This window comes from Desulfovibrio sp. JY (assembly GCA_021730285.1).
In the GTDB taxonomy this organism is placed as follows: domain Bacteria; phylum Desulfobacterota; class Desulfovibrionia; order Desulfovibrionales; family Desulfovibrionaceae; genus Solidesulfovibrio.
Map to the genome: position 1 here is coordinate 2,595,073 of CP082962.1, position 18,437 is coordinate 2,613,509.

Annotated in this window: 14 protein-coding genes; 4 read left to right on the top strand and 10 right to left on the bottom strand. The window is 67.4% G+C overall.

Going from position 1 to position 18,437, the window contains the following annotated elements; translation table 11 throughout:
* Positions 1–238: 238 nt before the first annotated feature.
* The 3 genes from gap to K9F62_11655 form a co-directional block, all read right to left on the bottom strand.
* A complete protein-coding gene (gene gap / locus K9F62_11645) occupies positions 239–1,222 on the bottom strand; it encodes a type I glyceraldehyde-3-phosphate dehydrogenase (GenBank protein ID UJX39383.1) in 984 nt (327 codons plus the stop codon).
* 138 nt (positions 1,223–1,360) lie between these two features.
* Positions 1,361–1,840, bottom strand: a complete 480-nt coding sequence (locus K9F62_11650) for a hypothetical protein (protein ID UJX39384.1) — start codon at positions 1,838–1,840, stop codon at positions 1,361–1,363.
* Between the two features lie 12 nt (positions 1,841–1,852).
* Complete coding sequence (locus K9F62_11655; protein ID UJX39385.1) at positions 1,853–2,467, bottom strand: hypothetical protein; 615 nt, start codon at positions 2,465–2,467, stop codon at positions 1,853–1,855.
* A 163-nt stretch (positions 2,468–2,630) separates the two neighbouring features.
* Between K9F62_11655 and K9F62_11660 the strand changes: the two genes are divergently transcribed.
* On the top strand, positions 2,631–3,101 hold the full coding sequence (locus K9F62_11660) for a hypothetical protein (protein UJX39386.1): 471 nt from the start codon (positions 2,631–2,633) through the stop codon (positions 3,099–3,101).
* A gap of 126 nt (positions 3,102–3,227) precedes the next feature.
* Here K9F62_11660 and K9F62_11665 read toward each other — a convergent pair whose 3' ends face one another.
* Both K9F62_11665 and K9F62_11670 read right to left on the bottom strand, forming a co-directional pair.
* Entirely contained in the window at positions 3,228–7,682 is a 4,455-nt protein-coding gene (locus K9F62_11665) for a translocation/assembly module TamB domain-containing protein (GenBank protein ID UJX39387.1), read from the bottom strand.
* Positions 7,645–9,468, bottom strand: a complete 1,824-nt coding sequence (locus K9F62_11670) for an autotransporter assembly complex protein TamA (protein UJX39388.1) — start codon at positions 9,466–9,468, stop codon at positions 7,645–7,647. Before K9F62_11670 ends, K9F62_11665 begins: the two co-directional genes overlap by 38 nt.
* 270 nt (positions 9,469–9,738) lie before the next feature.
* Between K9F62_11670 and K9F62_11675 the strand changes: the two genes are divergently transcribed.
* Both K9F62_11675 and K9F62_11680 read left to right on the top strand, forming a co-directional pair.
* Complete coding sequence (locus K9F62_11675) at positions 9,739–10,842, top strand: response regulator (GenBank protein UJX39389.1); 1,104 nt, start codon at positions 9,739–9,741, stop codon at positions 10,840–10,842.
* Positions 10,843–10,868: 26 nt separating this feature from the next.
* Positions 10,869–12,002, top strand: coding sequence for a hybrid sensor histidine kinase/response regulator (locus K9F62_11680; GenBank protein UJX39390.1), 1,134 nt, complete (start codon positions 10,869–10,871; stop codon positions 12,000–12,002).
* A 121-nt stretch (positions 12,003–12,123) separates the two neighbouring features.
* Here K9F62_11680 and acs read toward each other — a convergent pair whose 3' ends face one another.
* From acs to K9F62_11705, 5 genes are read right to left on the bottom strand one after another with little or no spacing between them, the layout of a single operon-like run.
* Positions 12,124–14,034, bottom strand: coding sequence for an acetate--CoA ligase (gene acs / locus K9F62_11685; GenBank protein ID UJX39391.1), 1,911 nt, complete (start codon positions 14,032–14,034; stop codon positions 12,124–12,126).
* A gap of 34 nt (positions 14,035–14,068) precedes the next feature.
* Entirely contained in the window at positions 14,069–14,947 is an 879-nt protein-coding gene (locus K9F62_11690; GenBank protein UJX39392.1) for a LytTR family DNA-binding domain-containing protein, read from the bottom strand.
* A 9-nt stretch (positions 14,948–14,956) separates the two neighbouring features.
* Positions 14,957–15,604 carry a hypothetical protein gene (locus K9F62_11695; GenBank protein ID UJX39393.1) on the bottom strand — a complete coding sequence of 216 codons (648 nt, stop codon included), beginning with the start codon at positions 15,602–15,604 and terminating at the stop codon, positions 14,957–14,959.
* Positions 15,601–16,785, bottom strand: a complete 1,185-nt coding sequence (gene tadA / locus K9F62_11700; protein UJX39394.1) for a Flp pilus assembly complex ATPase component TadA — start codon at positions 16,783–16,785, stop codon at positions 15,601–15,603. The genes K9F62_11695 and tadA overlap by 4 nt, the downstream gene beginning before the upstream one ends.
* A gap of 5 nt (positions 16,786–16,790) precedes the next feature.
* Positions 16,791–17,867, bottom strand: a complete 1,077-nt coding sequence (locus K9F62_11705; protein UJX39395.1) for a type IV pilus twitching motility protein PilT — start codon at positions 17,865–17,867, stop codon at positions 16,791–16,793.
* A gap of 336 nt (positions 17,868–18,203) precedes the next feature.
* Here K9F62_11705 and K9F62_11710 point away from each other — a divergent pair, with 336 nt between their 5' ends.
* Positions 18,204–18,389 (top strand): helix-turn-helix domain-containing protein, encoded by a 186-nt coding sequence (locus tag K9F62_11710; protein ID UJX39396.1) that lies wholly within the window; start codon positions 18,204–18,206, stop codon positions 18,387–18,389.
* Positions 18,390–18,437: the final 48 nt, after the last annotated feature.

Genomic DNA, 18,437 nt, shown 5'->3' on the forward strand with positions numbered 1-18,437 from the left:
TTTGTGCTGCCGGTTGTCGCCGTTTGCACAAACCGTATCGGCCGGTCTGGAAGATGCTTTAGGTAAAGATTATGGAAAGAAAGTGCGAGAGGGGAACCCTTTTTGAAAAAGGGTTCCCCTCTCGCGCTCTCCCTTCCCAAAAACTTTTTAACGATAACAGACCGTCACCATGAAAGTCTTTGGAAAGGGGGTCCGGGGGGAAACTTTTCTTCAGAAAAGTTTCCCCCCGGTTCTTTCTCTAAAGGCTTGCCACCTTTTTGATCAGGCGCACGAGCTGGTTGGTGAAGCCGGCCTCGTTGTCGTACCAGGCCAGGATTTTGGCCATGGTGCCGTCGAGGACCTGGCTGGCCTTGGCGTCGACCACGCCGCCGTGGGTGTCGCCGGTGAAGTCGATGGACACCAGCGGCTCGTCGGTAAAGCCCAGGTTCTCGCCGGAGGCGGCCTCGAGCACCTTGAGCAGCCCGGCGGTGTCGGTGGGCTTTTCCAGCTCGCAGGAAAAATCCACCAGGGAGACGTTGGGCGTGGGCACGCGGATGGACATGCCGTCCAGGCGTCCGGCCAGGGCCGGGATGACCTTGGTCACGGCCCGGGCCGCGCCGGTGGTGGTCGGGATCATGGACAGGCCGCAGGCCCGGCCGCGCCGCCAGTCCTTGTGGGAGCCGTCCAGGATGCGCTGGCTCATGGTGTAGGCGTGGATGGTGGTCATGAGGCCGTGCTTGATGCCGAAGGCGTCGTTTACGGCCTTGGCGATGGGGGCCAGACAGTTGGTGGTGCAGGAGGCGTTGGAGATGATGCGGTGCTCGGGCCGCAAGTCCTGGTCGTTGACGCCCATGACGACGGTGATGTCCTCGTCTTTTCCGGGGGCGCTGATGATGACCTTCCTGGCGCCGACGGCCATGTGCTTTTCGCAGGATTCCCGGTCCACGAACTTGCCGGTCGTCTCGACCACGTAGTTGCAGCCGCAATCCCCCCAGCGCCATTCGCCGCCGCCGTGGCGGGTGATGGTGACGGGCTTGTCGTTTATGATCAGGCCGTCTTCGCTCGGGACGACGGTGCCGGCGAAGCGGCCGTGCACGGAGTCGTATTTGAGCAGATGGGCAAGCTGGGCGTTGTCGGCCCGGGCGTTGATGGCCTTGATGGTGATGTCGGGATCGCCGGCAACAAGCCGCGTCAGGTATCGTCCGATCCGGCCGAATCCGTTGATGCCGATCGTAACCGCCATATCCGTGTCCTCCTGGGATGGTTCGTGAGGTATCGGTGGGAAGCGCGTGGGCACGGCCCGCAGGCGCGGAAAATTATAGGCCGGGTCACGGTTTTGTGTCAATGAAACGTCGTTCTTTCCCGATGGTTAGACGTCTTGTCAAGACGGGGCGGACGACCGCGGCCAGGAGGCGGCCTGGGCCAGCCTGGCCGAAACGGCCAGGGCGGTCAGGGTGATGTCGCACCAGGCCAGGGCGGAACGCGGCGAAACCGTGTAGAATCGCCAGGCCATCTCGGCCGTGGAGGCGTCGACGGTGGGAAAGGAGCCCAGAAACGGCCAGAAAAGAACCGGAGCCCGCACCACGTCGCACACGAGGTGCAGGCTCCAGAAGAGGGCCACGATAAGGGGCCAGGAAGCGGGCAAGCGCGCCCGGCGGCAGATCACGGCGAAAAGCCCGAGAAAAAGCGCTCCGCCGATCAGGCTGTGGGCGATGCCGTGTCCCGGCAGGCCGAAAAAGAGCTTGAGCGGCTTGTCGATCCAGTCCGGCCCGAAGGCGGCGATGACGCACAGCGCAAGCGGTGCGCGGCGAAGGGCGAACTGGTTGCCGAGCGAGCCCAGGGCGGCGTGACCGAAAACCATGGCTACGCCTCGTTATTGGGGCAAAAGCCAGTTCTGGTCGATGGTGAACAGGGGAAAAGCCGGCTGGGGTTCCGGCTCGCCCCGGACCATGGAGTCGTAGCAGGCCTTTTCGTCGGCCATGGCCCGGTTATCCGAGAGCCGGATGACGTTGCCCTTGGGGCCGTCATCGGTGGCGGCGCCGAAATGTTCGAGCAACACGTCGACGCCCTTGGTTTTGTTGGAGCCGAAGACCCAGCGATAGCCTTTGTATTTGCTGCCCTTTTTCGAAGGCAGCGGCGTGGGCACGCCGTAGCGGGTCGTCATGCCCTTGGTCAGCTTGTCAAAGGTGGCCAGGGAGCCGTCGGCGTAGAGCAGGCGCACCCGCATGACGCGGTTGGTGGTGGCGCAGCCGCCGAGGATCACGTAGCCGGCGCTAAAGCCCTTGGTCGGCTTGAGGTTGGCCCGGATCAGCCAGGGCCGGTTCCAGATGGGGGCCATGCGGGAGATGTCGAGGCGGTCGCGCAGGCTTTCGGCGTCCGCGCCGAGGGTGATGCCGGCGAGCTTTGTGGGGGCCTTCTGGGCGCAGGCGGGCGCGGCCAGGGCCAGGATCAGGGCCAGGGCGAGCAGGGCCGAAAGGCTTCGGGTCATGTGAGGCTCCTTTGGCGGTGTTGGCGGATTGCGGCCTTCACAATGCCCGGGGTTGCGCGATTGTCAAGGGCGCGGACTTGCCGGGCGTTGCGCCATGGCGTAGAAACGGCGCTATCTGTCCGGGCGCGTCGCCCGCTTGTTCCATTTTAAGGAGATTGTCGACATGACCAGAAAGGCCCTGCTTTTGGCGTTGTTTTTCGTTCTTGTGGCGTTTCGCGTTCCGGCGCTTGCGGCTTCCTCGGTGTCCCAGGCGGGGAGCGGAACCTTCGCCCATGCCTGGACCAGCTATAATGACCAGGAGAAGCGATCCTTCATGTTCGGTCTGGCCACGGCGGTGCGAATCATGTGCACCGACGTGAGCAGCATCAACAAGGGCGCCAAACCCCAGGAGATCGAGCAGCATTTCCGCAGCTGCTTCAATTCCTATGTCGGCGTGGACCCCGCCAGCGTCATCAGCGCCATGAACACCCTGTACGCCGATCCCAAAAACGCCATGATCCCCATCGATGGGGCCTACAAGATCTCGCTTATGCAGTTGCGCGGCGACAAGGTGGACGAAATCATCGTCCAGTCCCGCAAGTACGGCGAGCGCATCAAGCAGGAACTCGACCAGCAGCGCAAGGCCGGTAAATAAGAGCCAAAACGGCGCGAGAGGGAAGCCCGCTCACAGGCAGGGTTCCCTCTCGCGCTGTCCTCGTCCTCGAATTTCAGTCTTTCCGGACGTCCCCGCACTGCACGGAGACGTTCCCGCGTCTGTCGCTCAGTAATCCCACTTCCAGTTGACGCCCACGCCCTGCTTGTTGTCCGCGCCGACCCGGCTGTCCACGGTGATGTTGGGGGTGACCTGCACCTCCACGGACACGGCTCCGGTCTGCGCGCCCATGCCTTGTTCCACGCCCACGGTCACGCCCTTGGTGATTTCCTTGCCAGCCTTGAGCACGGTGGAGGCCATGCCGGTGCCCTTGCCCGAGACCAGGGACAGCTGGTCGAGACCGAGGATGCGCCGGGTGCGGGCCAGGACGCTGGTCGGCGTGCCGCCGGCGTAGAGCGAGGCGGCGGCCTGGGCCAGCTGGGCCGCCTGGATCGGGGACAGCGTCCGGGCGGACTGTCCGAACAGAATGCGCGAGAGGATCTCGTCGTGGGACAGTGTCGGGGTCGAAACCAGCTTGATGGACGGGTTGGTCGCGTCGCCGGTGATGGAGACCCCGGCCGTGACGTCCCCGGAGGTGTTTTCGGCCAGGATGTCGAGAATGGGGGCCGGGGGGCTGCCGCCGGTGAAGGTGACGTCGCCCTTGGTGATCTCCAGGTTGCTGCCGAAAAGCTCCACCCGGCCCTTGGCCACGTAATACTTGCCGACCACGACCGGCGCGGCGGCCGTGCCCGTGACCTTGACCTTGCCTTCCCAGCGTGATTCCAGCCCCAGTCCACGCACGTAGACCGCTTGGCCGAGGGCGGCCGTGATGTCCAGGTCGATGCGGCGGGCGGCGGCCGGCGGCGCGTGATGTTTGGCCTTTTTCTTCGGGGCGTTGGGGTCGTTGACGTAGGTGACGGGGATGACCACCACGTCCGGGGGAAGCGAGGTCGGCAGGTTGATGTCCGCCGGGCCGATTTCGATATTTCCGCTCGCCCGCATGCGGGACAGGGTGCCGGCGACGGCCAGGCTCCCGTTTGCCGTGACCCGGGCCAGATCGAGCCCGGCCACGCGCAGGTGGTTGAGCTTCAGGTTCAGGTCCACGGGGCCGTTTTGCGGGTCCGCGATGCCGACTCTGCCGGTCAGGGTGAAATTGCCGCCGTGGCCGTCCTGGCCGGAGGCCTGCTCGATGGCGATGGTCCCGCCCGAGGCGTTGGCCCGGAAGGTCAGATTGTGCAGCACCAGCCCCGCGTCGGCGTTTTCGAGCTTTTTCGCGGCCAGGGCTATCGAGCCCGTGACCGACGGCGCGGCCAGCGTGCCGCCGATGGCCATGTCGGCGGTCAGGCGGCCGACGATGCGGGTGTTGGCCTGGGCGAGAAGTCCCGCCATCTGCGACAGGTCGCTGTCGGCGGTGATGCGCCCCGAAAGCGCGCCGTGGGGCGGCACGTCAAAGGCGAAGGGCGAAAGGGCGAAGCGCACGGGCAGGCCGGCCACCACGGTGACGGCCTCTTTCTTGCCGGTCGGGCCGACGGTGGCGCGCGCCTCGGCCTTGCCGCCGGAAACGGACGCATTGGCGGTCACGGCGAGCGTCGGCAGCCCGGAGCCCTTTTCCGAGGCCATGGACAGGTCGTTGACCGTGACCTCGGCCGTGAGTTCCGGCTTTGCGGCGGAGCCGGCCAGGGAAATAGCCACCTGTCCCGTGCCGCCAAGTCCGGCCACGCCAAAGGAGGCCAGCATGGGCAGGGAAAGGTGGGTGATGGAAGCCTTGCCGGAAACGGACCGGGGCGACAGGCTGGCGGAGGCCTCGATTTTCGCCTTGTCGAAGGCCAGGGCCAAGGCGTCGAGGCGCGTGCTTGCGCCGTCGAGGGTCACCGTGGCCGGGGCGGTCAGGCGGAATTTTTTCGTGTCCAGGCTCCCGCCGAGGCTGGTCACGGTGATGCGGCGGCCCTTGCCCGCGGGCGCAAGGCCGATGGTGGTGGCCAGGGTAAGCGGCTTGCCGCCCGGGATGGTCCCCTTGGCGTCGAGGTTGGCGGAAAACGTCCGGCCGTCGCCATGGCCGGCCAGGGACAGCGTGGCCAGATCGAGTCCGCCGGCGGCCAGCCCCTTGGCGGCGATGTCGGCCTTGCCCCGGGGATTGCCGCTGACATCGTCGAGGTTGGCGGCCACGGTCAGGTTGGCGACGGCAAGGCCGGGCAGGCGCAGCCCGGCGGCGGTAAGGTCGCATACGACGCCTTGTCCGTTCTTGCCGGCTGTGGCCGTGGCGGCAAGCGTCAGGCTGCCGGCGAGTTGCTGTCCGGCGAAACGGCCGAGCCCGGCGAGGCTGCCCGCCTTGCCGGAGAGCTTGCCGCTGACGCGCCCGGTTGCCGTGTCGATGACGGCATCCCCGGAAAAGGCGGCGTCCGGGGCGGCCAGGCGCAGCTTGGAAACGGTCAGGCGCGTGTCGCGCAGGGCGTAGTCGGCCTCGAAACGGGCCGATTCGCCCTCGCGCCGGGCGGAAAGCGACACCGTGCCGGTCGGCGCGGCGGCCAGATCGTTGCCCGTGGCCGCAAGTTCCAGTCCGGCCAGGGCCAGATCGCCGAAAACGAGGCGTTCGCCCTTGGCCGAAACGGTCAGGCGCGGGGCGGCGGCGGTGCCGGCGGCGGTCAGGTCGAGGGTCAGGGCGCCGCCGCTTTTTTCGCCCAACGCCCGTTCGAGCACGGCCAAATCGGGGGCCTTAAGCGCGGCCTTGGCCGCGAGTCCCCCGGTTGCGGCGTCATAGTCGCCCGAAGCGGCGAGCGTGACCGCCTTGCCATTGAGCGTCAGGGATTCGATGCGCGCGCCGGAAGCCGCGAAACCGGCCTTGGCGGCGATGGTGGGCGAGGCGCCGAGCAGGGCGGCCAGGGCCTTGGCGGCATCGTCCGCGCCTTCGCGCGGGGCAAGCCCCGTCAGGTCCAGTTTCAGGGCGGCCTGCCCCTTGCCGGCGGCGTCGGCCGCGATGTCGGCCGCCAGCGCCAGTTTGCCGGTCAGGCGCAAGCCGGCCAGTCCGGCCGCGCCGGCGATGTCGGCCACGGAAATGGCGAGTTTTCCGGTGACCTTGTCCGCGGCGTAGCGCACGTCGCTTGCGCGCACCGCGCCGCCCGCGCCTTCCAGGGCGATGCCGCGGGCGGTGACGGCCCCGTCGGCGGCAAGGTCGGCCGTCGCGGTGAGGCGCAAGGCGTCGCCCAGCAGCGTAGTGCCCTCGGGCCCGGCCAGCCCGTCCAGGTTGCCGGTCACGGTGAGCCCCGCCCCGGGGAAGGGCCCGTCCAGGTCGCCGGCCGGATCGGCCGTGGCGTTGATCGTGGCCGCCTTGAGGGATGTCGGGCCGGCCGTGAAGCCGCTTAAGGTCAGGCGCGCGGTGAGCTTCGGCCGGTTGAGCGGCCCGCTGGCGTCGATGGTGACCGCCGCGTTGCCGGCCAGGGAGGGATCGAGGGCGCTCGCGTCCGGCAGGAGGACCGTGGCCGTTCCCGTCATCTTTTTGCCGGTCGCGTCCAGGCCGGCCTTGGCCGTGAGGCTGCCGGCGGCCACATGGGCGGTCAGTGCGTCGAGAAACAGATCGTCGCTGACGATGCCGACGCGGCCGGCGAGGGAGAGGTCCGGATGGTCGCCGACCAGTTTGGCGGCGGCCTCGGGAAGGAGTCCCGACGGCGGCGCGGCGATCAGGCGCACGGAAAAGGCGGCCAGGGCGTCCTTTCGCAGGGGCACGCCGAGGCCCAGGTCGGCGGTCAGAAATTCCTTGCCGCCAAGCGCGGCCGTCAGCGTGCCCTTCCAGGCGTCGAGCGGGCCGTCGCCGGTCAGGTTCACGGCCAGCCCTCCGCCATCCGGACCGGCCAGGGCGGCGGCGAGCAGCCCGCCGGGCGCGTCGGCCAGGGACGCCTTGGCCGCCAGCTTCCAGTCGGCGTAGTTGAGCGAACCGGCCAGCTTGACCGAAAGCGGCTTGTCCCCGTCCAGGCGCGTGGCCGCAAGCGCCAGCCCGACGGCCCCGGCCCCGGATTCGGCCAGCCGGCCGTCGATGCGGATGACGGCGTCCTGGCCGGCCAGCTCCTTGTCCAGGATGAGCCGGCCCACGGCGAGTCTGTCCACGAGGATGGGCGGCAGCCGGGGAAAGCGCGGCGGCCACTCCATGGCCGGCGCCTGGGGCGCTGGCGGCAGGTCCGGGGCGCGGCGCACCCGCACGGTGCCGGCCGCGATCTCGTTTATGACCACCCGGCCGCGCAGTAACGCCAGCGGCGACCAGGACAGGCGCGCGTCGGCCACCACAAGCCAGGTGCCTTTCTTGTCGGCCAGGGCGAACCGCCCCACGTTCAAGGAGAAGGGCAGCGTGCCCGAGACGTTTTCGATGCGGGCGTCGAGTCCCGATCCGGCGCGTATGCCCTGCTCGGCCACCCGGGCGGCAAGGTTGAGCCCGAGCGGGGTCAGAAGCAGCCCCCAGGCGAGAAGCAGCAGGGTGCAACAAGCGGCCAGACCAAGTCCCAGCCAGCGCCAGAAGCGGCGGCGGGGCCGGGGATAGCGCGGCGGGGCGGCGTTTCCTTTAGAAGGATTGTCCGATGCTGAAGTAGAATTGGGCAATGTCGTCGATATCCTTGCGCGGGGTCACCGGTGTGGCCACATCCAGGCGCACGGGGCCGACCGGGGTGTACACGCGAATCCCCAGCCCCGCCCCGAGCAGGATCGGCTGGTTGTAGGGGGCCAGGGCGTTTTTGAAGGCGGAACCGCCGTCGAGGAAGGGAACCACCCCGATCAGCTCGGTGACGCGCCAGCGAAGTTCCGCCGAAAAGGTGAAAAGCGATCCGCCGCCCACGGGGGTATTGCCCCGCAGCGGTCCCACGGTCTGGTAGGGATAGCCCCGGATGGAGCCGGAGCCGCCGGCGTAAAAGCGCAGGTCCGGGGAGACGTCGTTGCGCTCGGCCCCGATGTTGGCGCCGCCGATGACCCGGGTGGCCAGGACCAGTCCCGGTTTTTCGAGCAGTTTGAAATAGCTGGCCACGGAAAATTCCGGGCGGACGAAGTTCGGGCCGTGGTCGATGGTGCCCCAGTAGGGGGAACAGGCCAGGCTTGCCAGGACGCCCTGCTGCGGGTCGAGCAGGTCCTTGCGCGTGTCGTAGGTGGCCTCGGTCGGCAGGAAGATGAAACCGTAGCGAGTGCCGTCCTCCCAGGGGTGCGATTCGTCCTTCTCGATGTAGGAGGCGCGGTAGCCGAGTCCCGCCCCGGCGGTGAGGGTGTCGGTGAAATGGCGGCGCACCATGGCCGTGGTCTGGGCGGTTTGGCCCTTGTAGGCCTTCTTGTTTTCGTCGGCCACCTTGCCCTTGGCCGTAAACAGGTTCTTGGGGGCCAGGAAGTCGGGCTTTTCAAAAGTGATTTCGCCGAGTTGCTCGATGGCCGAGCCGGTGGCCGCCACGGAGAGCTTTTCGCCGCCGCCGAAGAGGTTGCGGTTTTCCCAGCTGAGGTTCGCTCCGGGGCCTTCGTCGGTTTTGTAATTGACGCCGCCTTTGACGGTGCGATGCTTGCGTTCGATCACCTTGACCTGGATGGGGGCCTGGCCCGAGGCGTCGAGCGCCTCCGCCGGCTCCACCTGGACCATGGCGAACAGGTCGAGGCCGACGAGTTTTTTGCGATAGCGGGCCACGAGGTCCGCGTCGTAGGGCTGGCCTTCCTTCCAGGGTATCTGGGCGGCGAGGTAGGCCGCCTTGATCGAGGTCAGTCCGGAAAAGCGCAGCGGGCCGAAGGTCGCCCGGGGCCCCGGATCGATGGTCCAGACCACGGTCACGTCATGGTTGGCGAAATTGGCCGTGACCTTGCGGTGGCCGATCTTGGCGTAGGGGCGGGCCTGCCGGTGCAGGATATCGGTGATCTTGCCCTCGGCGTCGACCACGGCCTTGGCCAGAAACGGTTCGGGCACGGGCAGGCCGATCTGCTCCGGCGTCGGCAGCGCGGCGTCCCGGCCCGGATGGTCGGGCGGCACGACAAGGGTCACCTTGGCGAGGGTGAAGCGCGGCCCGGCCTTGATGGCGTAGGTCAGGACCGCCGGCGAAACGGTCTGGTCGAGGCTGACGGTGATGGCGGCGGCGAAATAGCCTTCGGACTGAAAGACCTTGGCAAAGGCCGCCTTGTCCTCGCCGGCACGGCGTTCGAGGAGCAGGGCCGAATCGGGCGGGCTCTGGATCAGGCTTTCCGCCTTGGACACCTGCTTTAAAAGCTCGATGACGCGGGGATCGGCGTCGCCGGTGTAGCGCACCACGTAGACCAGACCGCTCTGGGCCGCGCGGGGCGCGGCATACGCGGTCTGCCGGACGCCGGCGCAGACGGCCATGAAGGCGAAAACGGCCCAAAGGGCGGCGAAGGTCCTTGAATGCATGCACTGTCCGATAGGGAGTGTCTCCTTCCTGTAAGCGGCCGACAAGAATAGCCGTAACACGAGCGCAAGCGGCCAAGCAACAGGACGAACGCCGGATCGGGTCGAAAAGGCTCTTTTTTTATTGCCGCGACAACGCCCGGGGACGTTTTTCGCGACGGCCTCCCACGCAGGGCCTTTTGCGGAAGAGGCAGGGCGACTTGACCCTTCGGGAAGCGATAGCATAATAGGGAAAACGGAAAATATCGCGGCACGATCCACGTTTCGAGAACCATGACGGGCAAAGGCTGGTGCAATTTGAACAGCCCCAAGCGTATTTTGGCTATTGACGATGAACGCATCAACCTTCGGGTGATAGGCGGGCTGTTGCGCAATCTCGGCCATGAACCGGTCCTCACGGAATCGTTCACCGAGGCGCTCCAGTACCTGGACTCGAGCATCGATCTGGTGCTGCTCGACGTCATGATGCCCGAAACCGACGGCTTCACCGTGGCCAAAAAGATTCGGGAAATCCCGGAAGTGGCTGATTTGCCCATCATCATGGTCACGGCGCTCACCAGCAAGCAGGATCGGCTCAAGGCCGTGGAGGCCGGCGCCAACGACTTCATCTCCAAGCCCATCGACCTGACCGAGCTGCGGGTGCGCGTGGGTTCGCTTTTAAAGATGAAGGAGTCCCAGGACGAGGTGAAGCGCTACCAGGCCGAACTCGAGGAAATGGTGGCCGTGCGCACCTCGGCCCTCAAGATGGCCCTGGAAAACGTCAAGGAATCCCAGCGCACCATCCTCTCGGCCCACCTGGAGACCATCCACCGCCTGGCCTCCGCCGCCGAATTCAAGGACGAGGAGACCGCCGACCACATCCAGCGCATGAGCCGCTACTGCGCCTTGCTCGCCGGCAAGCTGGACCTGCCCGACGCCGAGGTCGACCTGATTTGGCAGGCCAGCCCCATGCACGACATCGGCAAGATCGGCATCCCCGACAGCATCCTTTTGAAACCGGCCAAGCTCACGCCCGAGGAGTGGGTGGTGATGCAAAAGCACACCATCTTCGGTTCGCGCATCCTGGGCGAGTCCAATTTCGAGCTCTTGCGCGTGGGCGAGATCATCGCCCTGTCCCATCACGAGAAGTGGGACGGTTCGGGCTACCCCAAGGGCCTCGTCGGCGATGACATCCCCCTTTACGGCCGCATCTGCGCCGTGGCCGACGTCTTCGACGCCCTGACCAGCAAACGGCCCTACAAGGAAGCCTTCTCCAACGAGAAATCCCTGGAGATCATGCGGGCCGGCCGGGGCAGCCATTTCGATCCGCGCGTATTGGATGTTTTTCTGGGCGATTTCGCCAGCGTCGAGAAAATTCAGCGGGAATTCGAGATGTAAGGGCCTGTTCGAGGGACCCGAAACCTATGCCCGATAGCGACAAACGGCCGTTCGTGCTCATCGTGGACGACGTGCCGGCCAATATCCGCATCCTGGCCGAATTTCTGCGCGACGGGCACGACATCCGCGTGGCCACCCGGGGGGCGGACGCCCTGGACCTGGCCAGGCGCCTTCCTCCGGACATCATCCTGCTCGACGTCGTCATGCCCGACATGGACGGCTACGAGGTCTGCCGCCGCTTGAAGGCCGATCCGGCCACGGCCGAAATCCCGATCATCTTCGTCACCGCCAAGTTCGCCCCCGAGGACGAGGCCTACGGACTCTCGCTCGGCGCCGTGGACTACATCGTCAAGCCGGCCAGCCCGGCCGTGGTGCGGGCACGGGTCAAAAACCACCTGGAACTGCGCGCGGCCAGGGAGACGCTGGCCCGACAAAACGCGGCCCTGACCGAGGCGGCCAAGTTGCGCGAGGACGTGGACCGCATCATGCGCCACGACCTCAAGGCGCCGCTGACCGGCATCATCGGCCTGCCGCCGCTTATCCTGAACGAGGGGAATCTCAGCGACACCCAGGCCATGTTCGTGCATCTGATCGAGGAAAGCGGCCTCAAGATGCTGTCCATGATCAACCAGTCCCTGGACCTGTTCAAGATGGAGCGCGGGGCGTATGTGCTGCGGGCCGAATCCATGGACGCGGCGGCGGTGGTGCGGCGTCTTTTCGCGGAGATGGCGACCTTTGCCGGGTACAAGCGCAACGTGCTGGCCCTGACCGTCGTCGGGCGGCCGGACGACGGCAAAATGCCGGTCAGGCTCACGGCCGAGCGGCTCCTTTTCTACACCATGCTGGCCAATTGCCTGAAAAACGCGCTGGAAGCCTCGCCCGAGGAGGGTGTGGTCACGGTCGACCTGCGCCCCGGCGATCCGGCCGCTATAACCGTGACCAACCAGGGCGTGGTGCCGGCGGACATGCGGGGATGCTTTTTCACGAAGTACGCCACCTCGGGCAAACGGGACGGCACCGGACTCGGAACCTACTCCGCGCGGCTCATCGCCGAAGCCCACGGCGGAACCGTGCGCATGGAAACCTCCGACGCCACCGGCACAACTACGGTCACGATATTTTTACCTCAAGGGGAATGTGCGAGAGGGGAAACCCTTTAAAAAGGGTTGTCCCCTCTCGCGCTCTCCCTTTCCTAAATTTTATAACTTGATGCATTGCTATCGATAACACACCGTCACCATTAAAAGTCTTTTGAAAGGGGGTCCGGGGGGAAACTTTTCTTCAGAAAAGTTTCCCCCCGGCTTCCTCCTCCTCCCGCAGCATGCGCCGCAGGATCTTGCCGCTTTGCGTGCGGGGCAGGGATTCGCGTAGCGCGACCGCCCGCACGATGACGATGGGGCCGAGTTCGCGGCGCACGTGGGCGCGCAGATCCGAGGCGAAGGCGTCGGCGTCGGCGTAGGCCTCCTGCCACTGGGGGGAGGGCACCACGAAGGCCTTGGCCACCTCGCCCTTGATTTTGTCCGGCAGTCCGATCACCGCCGCCTCGATGACGAAGCGGTGGGACGTGAGCGCCGCCTCCACCTCGGCCGTGCCGATGCGGTGCCCGGCGATGTTGAGCACGTCGTCGGCCCGGCCCTGGATCCAGAAATAGCCGTCCTCGTCGCGCCGGGCCACGTCGCCGGCGAAATAGACGCCTGGGATCTTGTTCCAGTAGGCGTCGGCGTAACCGGCCTCGTCGCCGGCCAGGCCGGTGAGCATGCCGGGCCAGGGTTTTTTGAGGACCAGAAAACCGCCCTGGCCGGGAGGCACGGACCGGCCGTCCTGGTCCACCACGTCGGCCGCGACGCCGGGCAGGGCCTTGCCCACGGAACCGGGCTTGAGCAGGGAAATCGGCATGGGCGAGAGCATGGCCATGCCCGTTTCGGTCTGCCACCAGGTGTCGAGGACCGGGCAGTTGGAGCGGCCGATGTGCTTGTAAAGCCACATCCAGGCGTCGGGACCGAGGGGCTCGCCCACGCTGCCGAGCAGGCGCAGCGTCGAGAGGTCGCGTTTCTTGGGATACTGCGGCCCGTAGCGCATGAGCATGCGGACAAGGGTCGGCGTGGCGTAGAAGATGGTGGCCCCGTAGCGCTCGATGATGGCCGGCAGGCGGTCGGCCTGGGGGTAGAGGGGGTGGCCTTCGTAGAGGATGACCGTGGCCCCGGTCAGGAACGGTCCGTAGACGCCGTAGGTATGGCCGGTGATCCAGCCCGGGTCGGCGGTGCAGAAGTGGATGTCGGTCGGCTTGACGTCGAAGACGGTGCGGAAGGTGTGGTGCGCGCCGACCATGTAGCCGCCGTGGCTGTGCACCACGGACTTGGGCTTGCCCGTGGCCCCGGAGGTGGGCAGCCAGAAAAGCGGTTCCCCGGCTTCCATGATTTCGGTCGCCGCCTCGGGCGATTCCTGGCGCAGCAGGTCGTGGTAATAGAGGTCCCGGGGCTCCTGCATGTCGATGTCGTCGCCGGTGCGGCGCACGACCACCACCGTCTCGGCCACGTCCGGCCTGGCGTCGGCCAGGGCCTCGTCCACCACGGCCTTGAGGTTTATCAGCTTGCCGCCACGGTAGAAGCCGTCGGCCGTGACGAGCACTTTGGCCCCGGCGTCGCTCAGGCGTTCGCGCAGAAACTTGGCCGCGTAGCCGGCGAAGACGAAGACGTGGGCGGCCCCGATCTTGGCCGTGGCCAGCATGGCGATCACGGTTTCGGGGATGGGCGGCATGTACAGGCACACCCGGTCGCCGCGCCCGACGCCAAGCGCCCGAAGCGCCCCGGCCAGCCGGTTGACCTCGCGGTAAAGCTCGAAATAGGTGAATTTGCGGCAGTCCCCGGCCTCCCCCTCCCAGATGAGCGCCAGCTTGTTCTTGGTCCAGATATGGACGTGGCGGTCCAGGGCGTTGTGCACGATATTGGTGCGGGCCCCGGGGAACCAGCGGTAGGCCGGGGCCTGGGAATCGTCGAGCACGGCGTCCCATTTGCGGTGCCATTCGAGTTCGAGGGCCGCCTGCTCCCAGTAGCCCTGGTGGTCGGATGCCGCCAGCCGGTAGGCCTCGGCCAGCTCGGCCGGCTTGACGTTGGCTTCGATGACCGTGGACGGGGCCGGCCGGAACACGCGCTCTTCCGTAAGCAGTGCGTCGAGGTTCGCGGTCGTCGGCATCGGTATCCTCCTTGGCGGCAAAACGCGTTTCCCCTTACAAGCCGAGAATCTGCTTGAGCTCGCCGATGCGGCGGCGGCCGATGGGCAGTTCGATGCGCGTCTTGCCGGCGGTGCGCAGCATGAAGTTGCCGCCGGGCATGGTGGCGATCTCCGTCACCTGGTCCAGGTTGACGAGGTATTTGCGGTGCACCCGGAAAAAGCGGTGGGGTCGCAGCCGTTCCTCGAGGTTTTTGAGGCGATACGAGGTCAGAAGCTTCTTTGTGGCGGTGTGGACGAAGGAATAGTCCTCGTAGGCCTCGATGAAAAGAATCTGGGTATAGGGCATGAGGATGGTGCGGCCGTCGAAGGTGATGGGGAGTTTTTCGATGTCCACCGGCCGTTCGGAGCCCGTGTCCCAGGCCTGGCGCAGGGCCGAGAGGAAGCGGTCCTCCTCCTCGCCCTCCAGGGCGAGCTGCACGGTCTGTTCGCCTTCGGGGTCGTCGTCCAGGGCGGCCGGAGCGGCGGCGGGCCGCCATTGGGGCGGCGGGGCCTCGCGAAAGGCCGGCTTGTAGCGGGAAAGCCGCTCCAGGGTCCGGGCGATGCGCCCGGGGGAAAAGGGCCACAGCAGATAGTCGGCCGCGCCGAGTTCGAAGGCCGCGAAGGCCCGGGATTCGTCCGTGGCGATAAAGACCAGCCCGGGCTGGCGCTTGGCAGCTGTCAGCGCCTGGGCCAGCTCGAAGCCGCCCACCTCGCCCGGCAGGTCCACGCCGCAGAAAAGAAGCCCGTAGGGAATGGCCCGCAACAACTCGGACGCTTCGTAAGCGTCCACGGCCTCGCCGAGCACCCGGATGAAATCCGCTTCCGCCAGCCCCTGGCGCAGGGCCGTGCGGACTTCGGGGTCGGGGTGCACGAGCAGGGCCGCGATACGGTCCATAAGGCGTCCTTAAGGAGCGGTAAAAAGGGAGGGCAGGGCGCTGCGGCGCTCCCAGGCGGCGGCCAGCCTGCCCGCGATGTTTTCGGTGACGCGGCGGTCGAAGACGGCGTCCGCGCCGGCGGCAAAGGCGGTGGCCGCGTCGCCCTCGGCGAAGTCGCCGACCAGGAAGAGGGCGAGGCCTTCCCGCTGCCGGCCGGTGAGCGTGGCCACGGCCGGCAGCAGCTCCCGGGCGGCCGGCCCGTCCAGGGCCACGACCACGGCCGGAAGCAGGCCGGCCACATCGGCCCGGTTCTGGTCCGGCTCGGGCGCGGCATCGAGCACATGCCAGGCGGGGGCGGCAAAGGCCGCGTCCAGGGCCTGCCGCCAGGGCCCGTCACCCAGGGCGGCGATGACCACACGCGCGCCCGGGGGGACGCGCCGGGGATCGGGCAGGGGCGTCCCGGCTGCCGCCGGTTCGGGCGGCGTGGGCGCGGAGGCCCCGGGAGCCGGCCCGGCCGGTGCGTCGAAGACCGCGCCGGAAGTGGTGCGGGTGAAGCTGCGGCGCGTGCCGCAGGCCGGACAGGTAAAGGCCGCCCGGCCGCCGACCGGCGGTTTGTCCGGGGCAAGCGTCAGCGTGTGGTTGCCGCAGGGGCAGGTGATGACGGTCGCGCCGGTCATGACGGCTTCTCCGTTTCGGGGGGCTCCGGCGGCGGCGCGTCCAGGGAAAGGCCGGTGATGGAGGAGACGGGCAGGCCGCGTCCGGCCTTGACCGCATCCAGGGCGCGGGCCAGCGCGGCCCGATCCGAGGCGCGGGCCAGCGCCGTCTCCTCGGTGATGGTCCCGGCGGCATACAGGGCCGCCGTGGAGGCGTCGAAGGTGACCATGCCGTAAGGCTCGCCCTGTTCCAGGATGTCGGCAAATCCCATCCCCTGTTCCTTGGGCGAGCGGATGCGGTCCCGGGTGCGTAGCGTCGCGGCCAGCACTTCCACGGATACGGTCCGTCCGCCGCCGACGCGCGGCAGCAGCCGTTGGGCGGCCACGTAGCGCAGGCTCGCGGCCAGGCGTTGCCGGGCCAGCGTCTGTTCGCTGGGGCCGAAAAAGGCCAGCAGCCGCTCCACCGCGCCGGCGCAGTCGGCCGTGTGCAGGGTGGTGAGGACCAGATGCCCGGTTTCGGCCGCGCCAAGGGCCGCGTCCACGGTCTCCCGGTCGCGGGCCTCGCCGACGAGGATCACGTGGGGGGCCTGGCGCAGGGCCGAGCGGATGCCATCGGCGAAATCGGGGAAATCCGTGCCCAGCTCCCGCTGGCTGACCACGCCGCGCCCCGGGGAAAAGAGGTTTTCCACCGGGTCTTCCAGGCTGACCACGTGTACCGCCCGTGTGGCCAGGATGGCGGCGGTCAGGGCGGCCAGCGTGGTGGATTTGCCCGAGCCCGTGGCCCCGACCACCAGCACCAGCCCCTCGGCGAGGGAAGTCATGCGCGAAAAGACCGGCGGCAGCCCCAGGGCGGCCAGGGCCGGCGGCGCGTCCGGCAGTCGGCGCAGCACCAGGCCCAGGCTGTCCCCGGCCCGGTAGGCGTTGACCCGGAAGCGCACGCCGGTCGGGTGGCGGTAGGCCACGTCGCAGCCGCCCCGGGCGCGCAGGTCGGCTATGAGCCGGGCGTCCGTGCCCACAAGCCCCCGCACCAGGGCTTCGGTCTGGGCCGGGGCCAGGGGGCCGGCGAGCTGCGGCAGGGCAAGCGGGGTGAACACGCCGTCGAGGAGCGCTCCGGCCGGGGAGCGGGCGGTGAACATGTAGTCCGAGGCGGCCGGGGCTTGGCCCAGGGCCGCGCCGACAACGGCGTTGAGCAGGCGGCGGGGCATGGTGGTCAGGCCTCCCGGGCCGCTGTTTTGGGGGCCATGTCGGCGAACCGCGTCTTGTTGACCGCGTTTCTCCAGGCGTCGAGGCCGTCGATGCGCCCGGCGGCCAGCAGTTCGAGCATGGCCTCGTCCAGGGTGCGCATGCCCTGCTTCCTGCCCGTCTCCATGACCGAGTAGAGCTGGAACACCTTGTTTTCCCGGATGAGGTTGCGCACGGCCGTGTTGGCCAGAAGGATTTCCTGGGCCAGCACCCGGCCCGGGGCGTCGGCGCGCCTGAACAGCACCTGGGAGATCACGGCCACCAGGGATTCGGACAGGGCCGAGCGGATTTGCGCCTGCCGGTCGCCGGGAAAGACGTCGATGATGCGGTCGATGGTCTTGGCGGCGGACACGGTGTGCAGGGTCGAGAGCACCAGATGGCCGGTCTCGGCCGCCTCCAGGGCCAGCTCGATGGTTTCCATGTCGCGCATTTCGCCGACCAGGATGATGTCCGGGTCCTCGCGCAAGGCCCCGCGCAGGGCGGCGGCGAAGCTTTTGGTGTCGCGCCCCACTTCGCGCTGGTTGACGAGGGCCGCGGCCGGGGCGTGCACGAATTCGATGGGGTCCTCGATGGTGATGATGTGGTCGCGCCGGTTCTCGGCGGCGTGGCGCACCATGGCGGCAAGCGTGGTGGATTTGCCCGAACCCGTGGGGCCGGTGACCAGCACCAGTCCCTTGGGCCGCATGGCCAGCTCGGCCAGGATGTCGGGCAGCCCCAGGTCGGCAAGCGTGGGCACGGTCTCGGGGATGGCCCGAAACGAGGCCGCCACGCCGCGCTCCTGGCGGAAGTAGTTGGCCCGGAACCGTCCGATGCCGGGCGAGGCGTAGGCGAAGTCGAGGTCGCCCGTCTCCTCGTAGGCCTTGACCAGCCGTTCGGGGGCGATCTCGTAGAGCAGGGTCTTTAATTCCTCGTTTTCGAGCACCTTGTATTTGATGCGCTCGAGCCGGCCGTTTATGCGCAGCACCGGCTGGGCGCCGCTCGAGAGGTGCAGGTCCGAAGCGCCGGTTTCCTTGAGCATCTGAAAAAACGCGTCGATTTGGGCCATGGGTCCGCCATGTTGTTGGGGTATTGCGCTGACCCACCCTAGCATCAAGCCCGGTGGTTTTGGAATCGCCGCGTGGAGGCCGGTTGTGCTGGGCACGGGTTTTGTAGGGAAGAGGGTGCCCCGGGTGGTCCGTTTTCAGGAAGTCCCGGGGAATTGACCGGTTAGGATGCAAACGGCGGAGGGAAGGTCCGCCGGGGAGATTAACGGAATGAAACGGTTGCGTGTGGGAAATAAAAAAGTGGAACGGATGGATGGCGCGTTGCGCGCGCACCCGGGTTTTTTTTTGGCCCAAGCCGACCGTAAGTATCGTTAGATAGCGATAAGGAGCGATGCGCCATGCGGGAACACGTGGGAGAGATCAAGGAAACCTACACGGTGCAGGAAGTGGCCAGGCTGCTCAAATGCAGCGACCAGACGGTGCGCAAGTTCATCAAGGGCCACACCCTGCACGGCGTCAAGGTCGGACGCGGCTGGCGCATCAGCCATGACGAAGTGTCACGGCTGACGCGCTTGCAGGGATAGGCCACAGCGCCGCTTTTGGAAAACGAACACCGGATGATCTGAACGGAA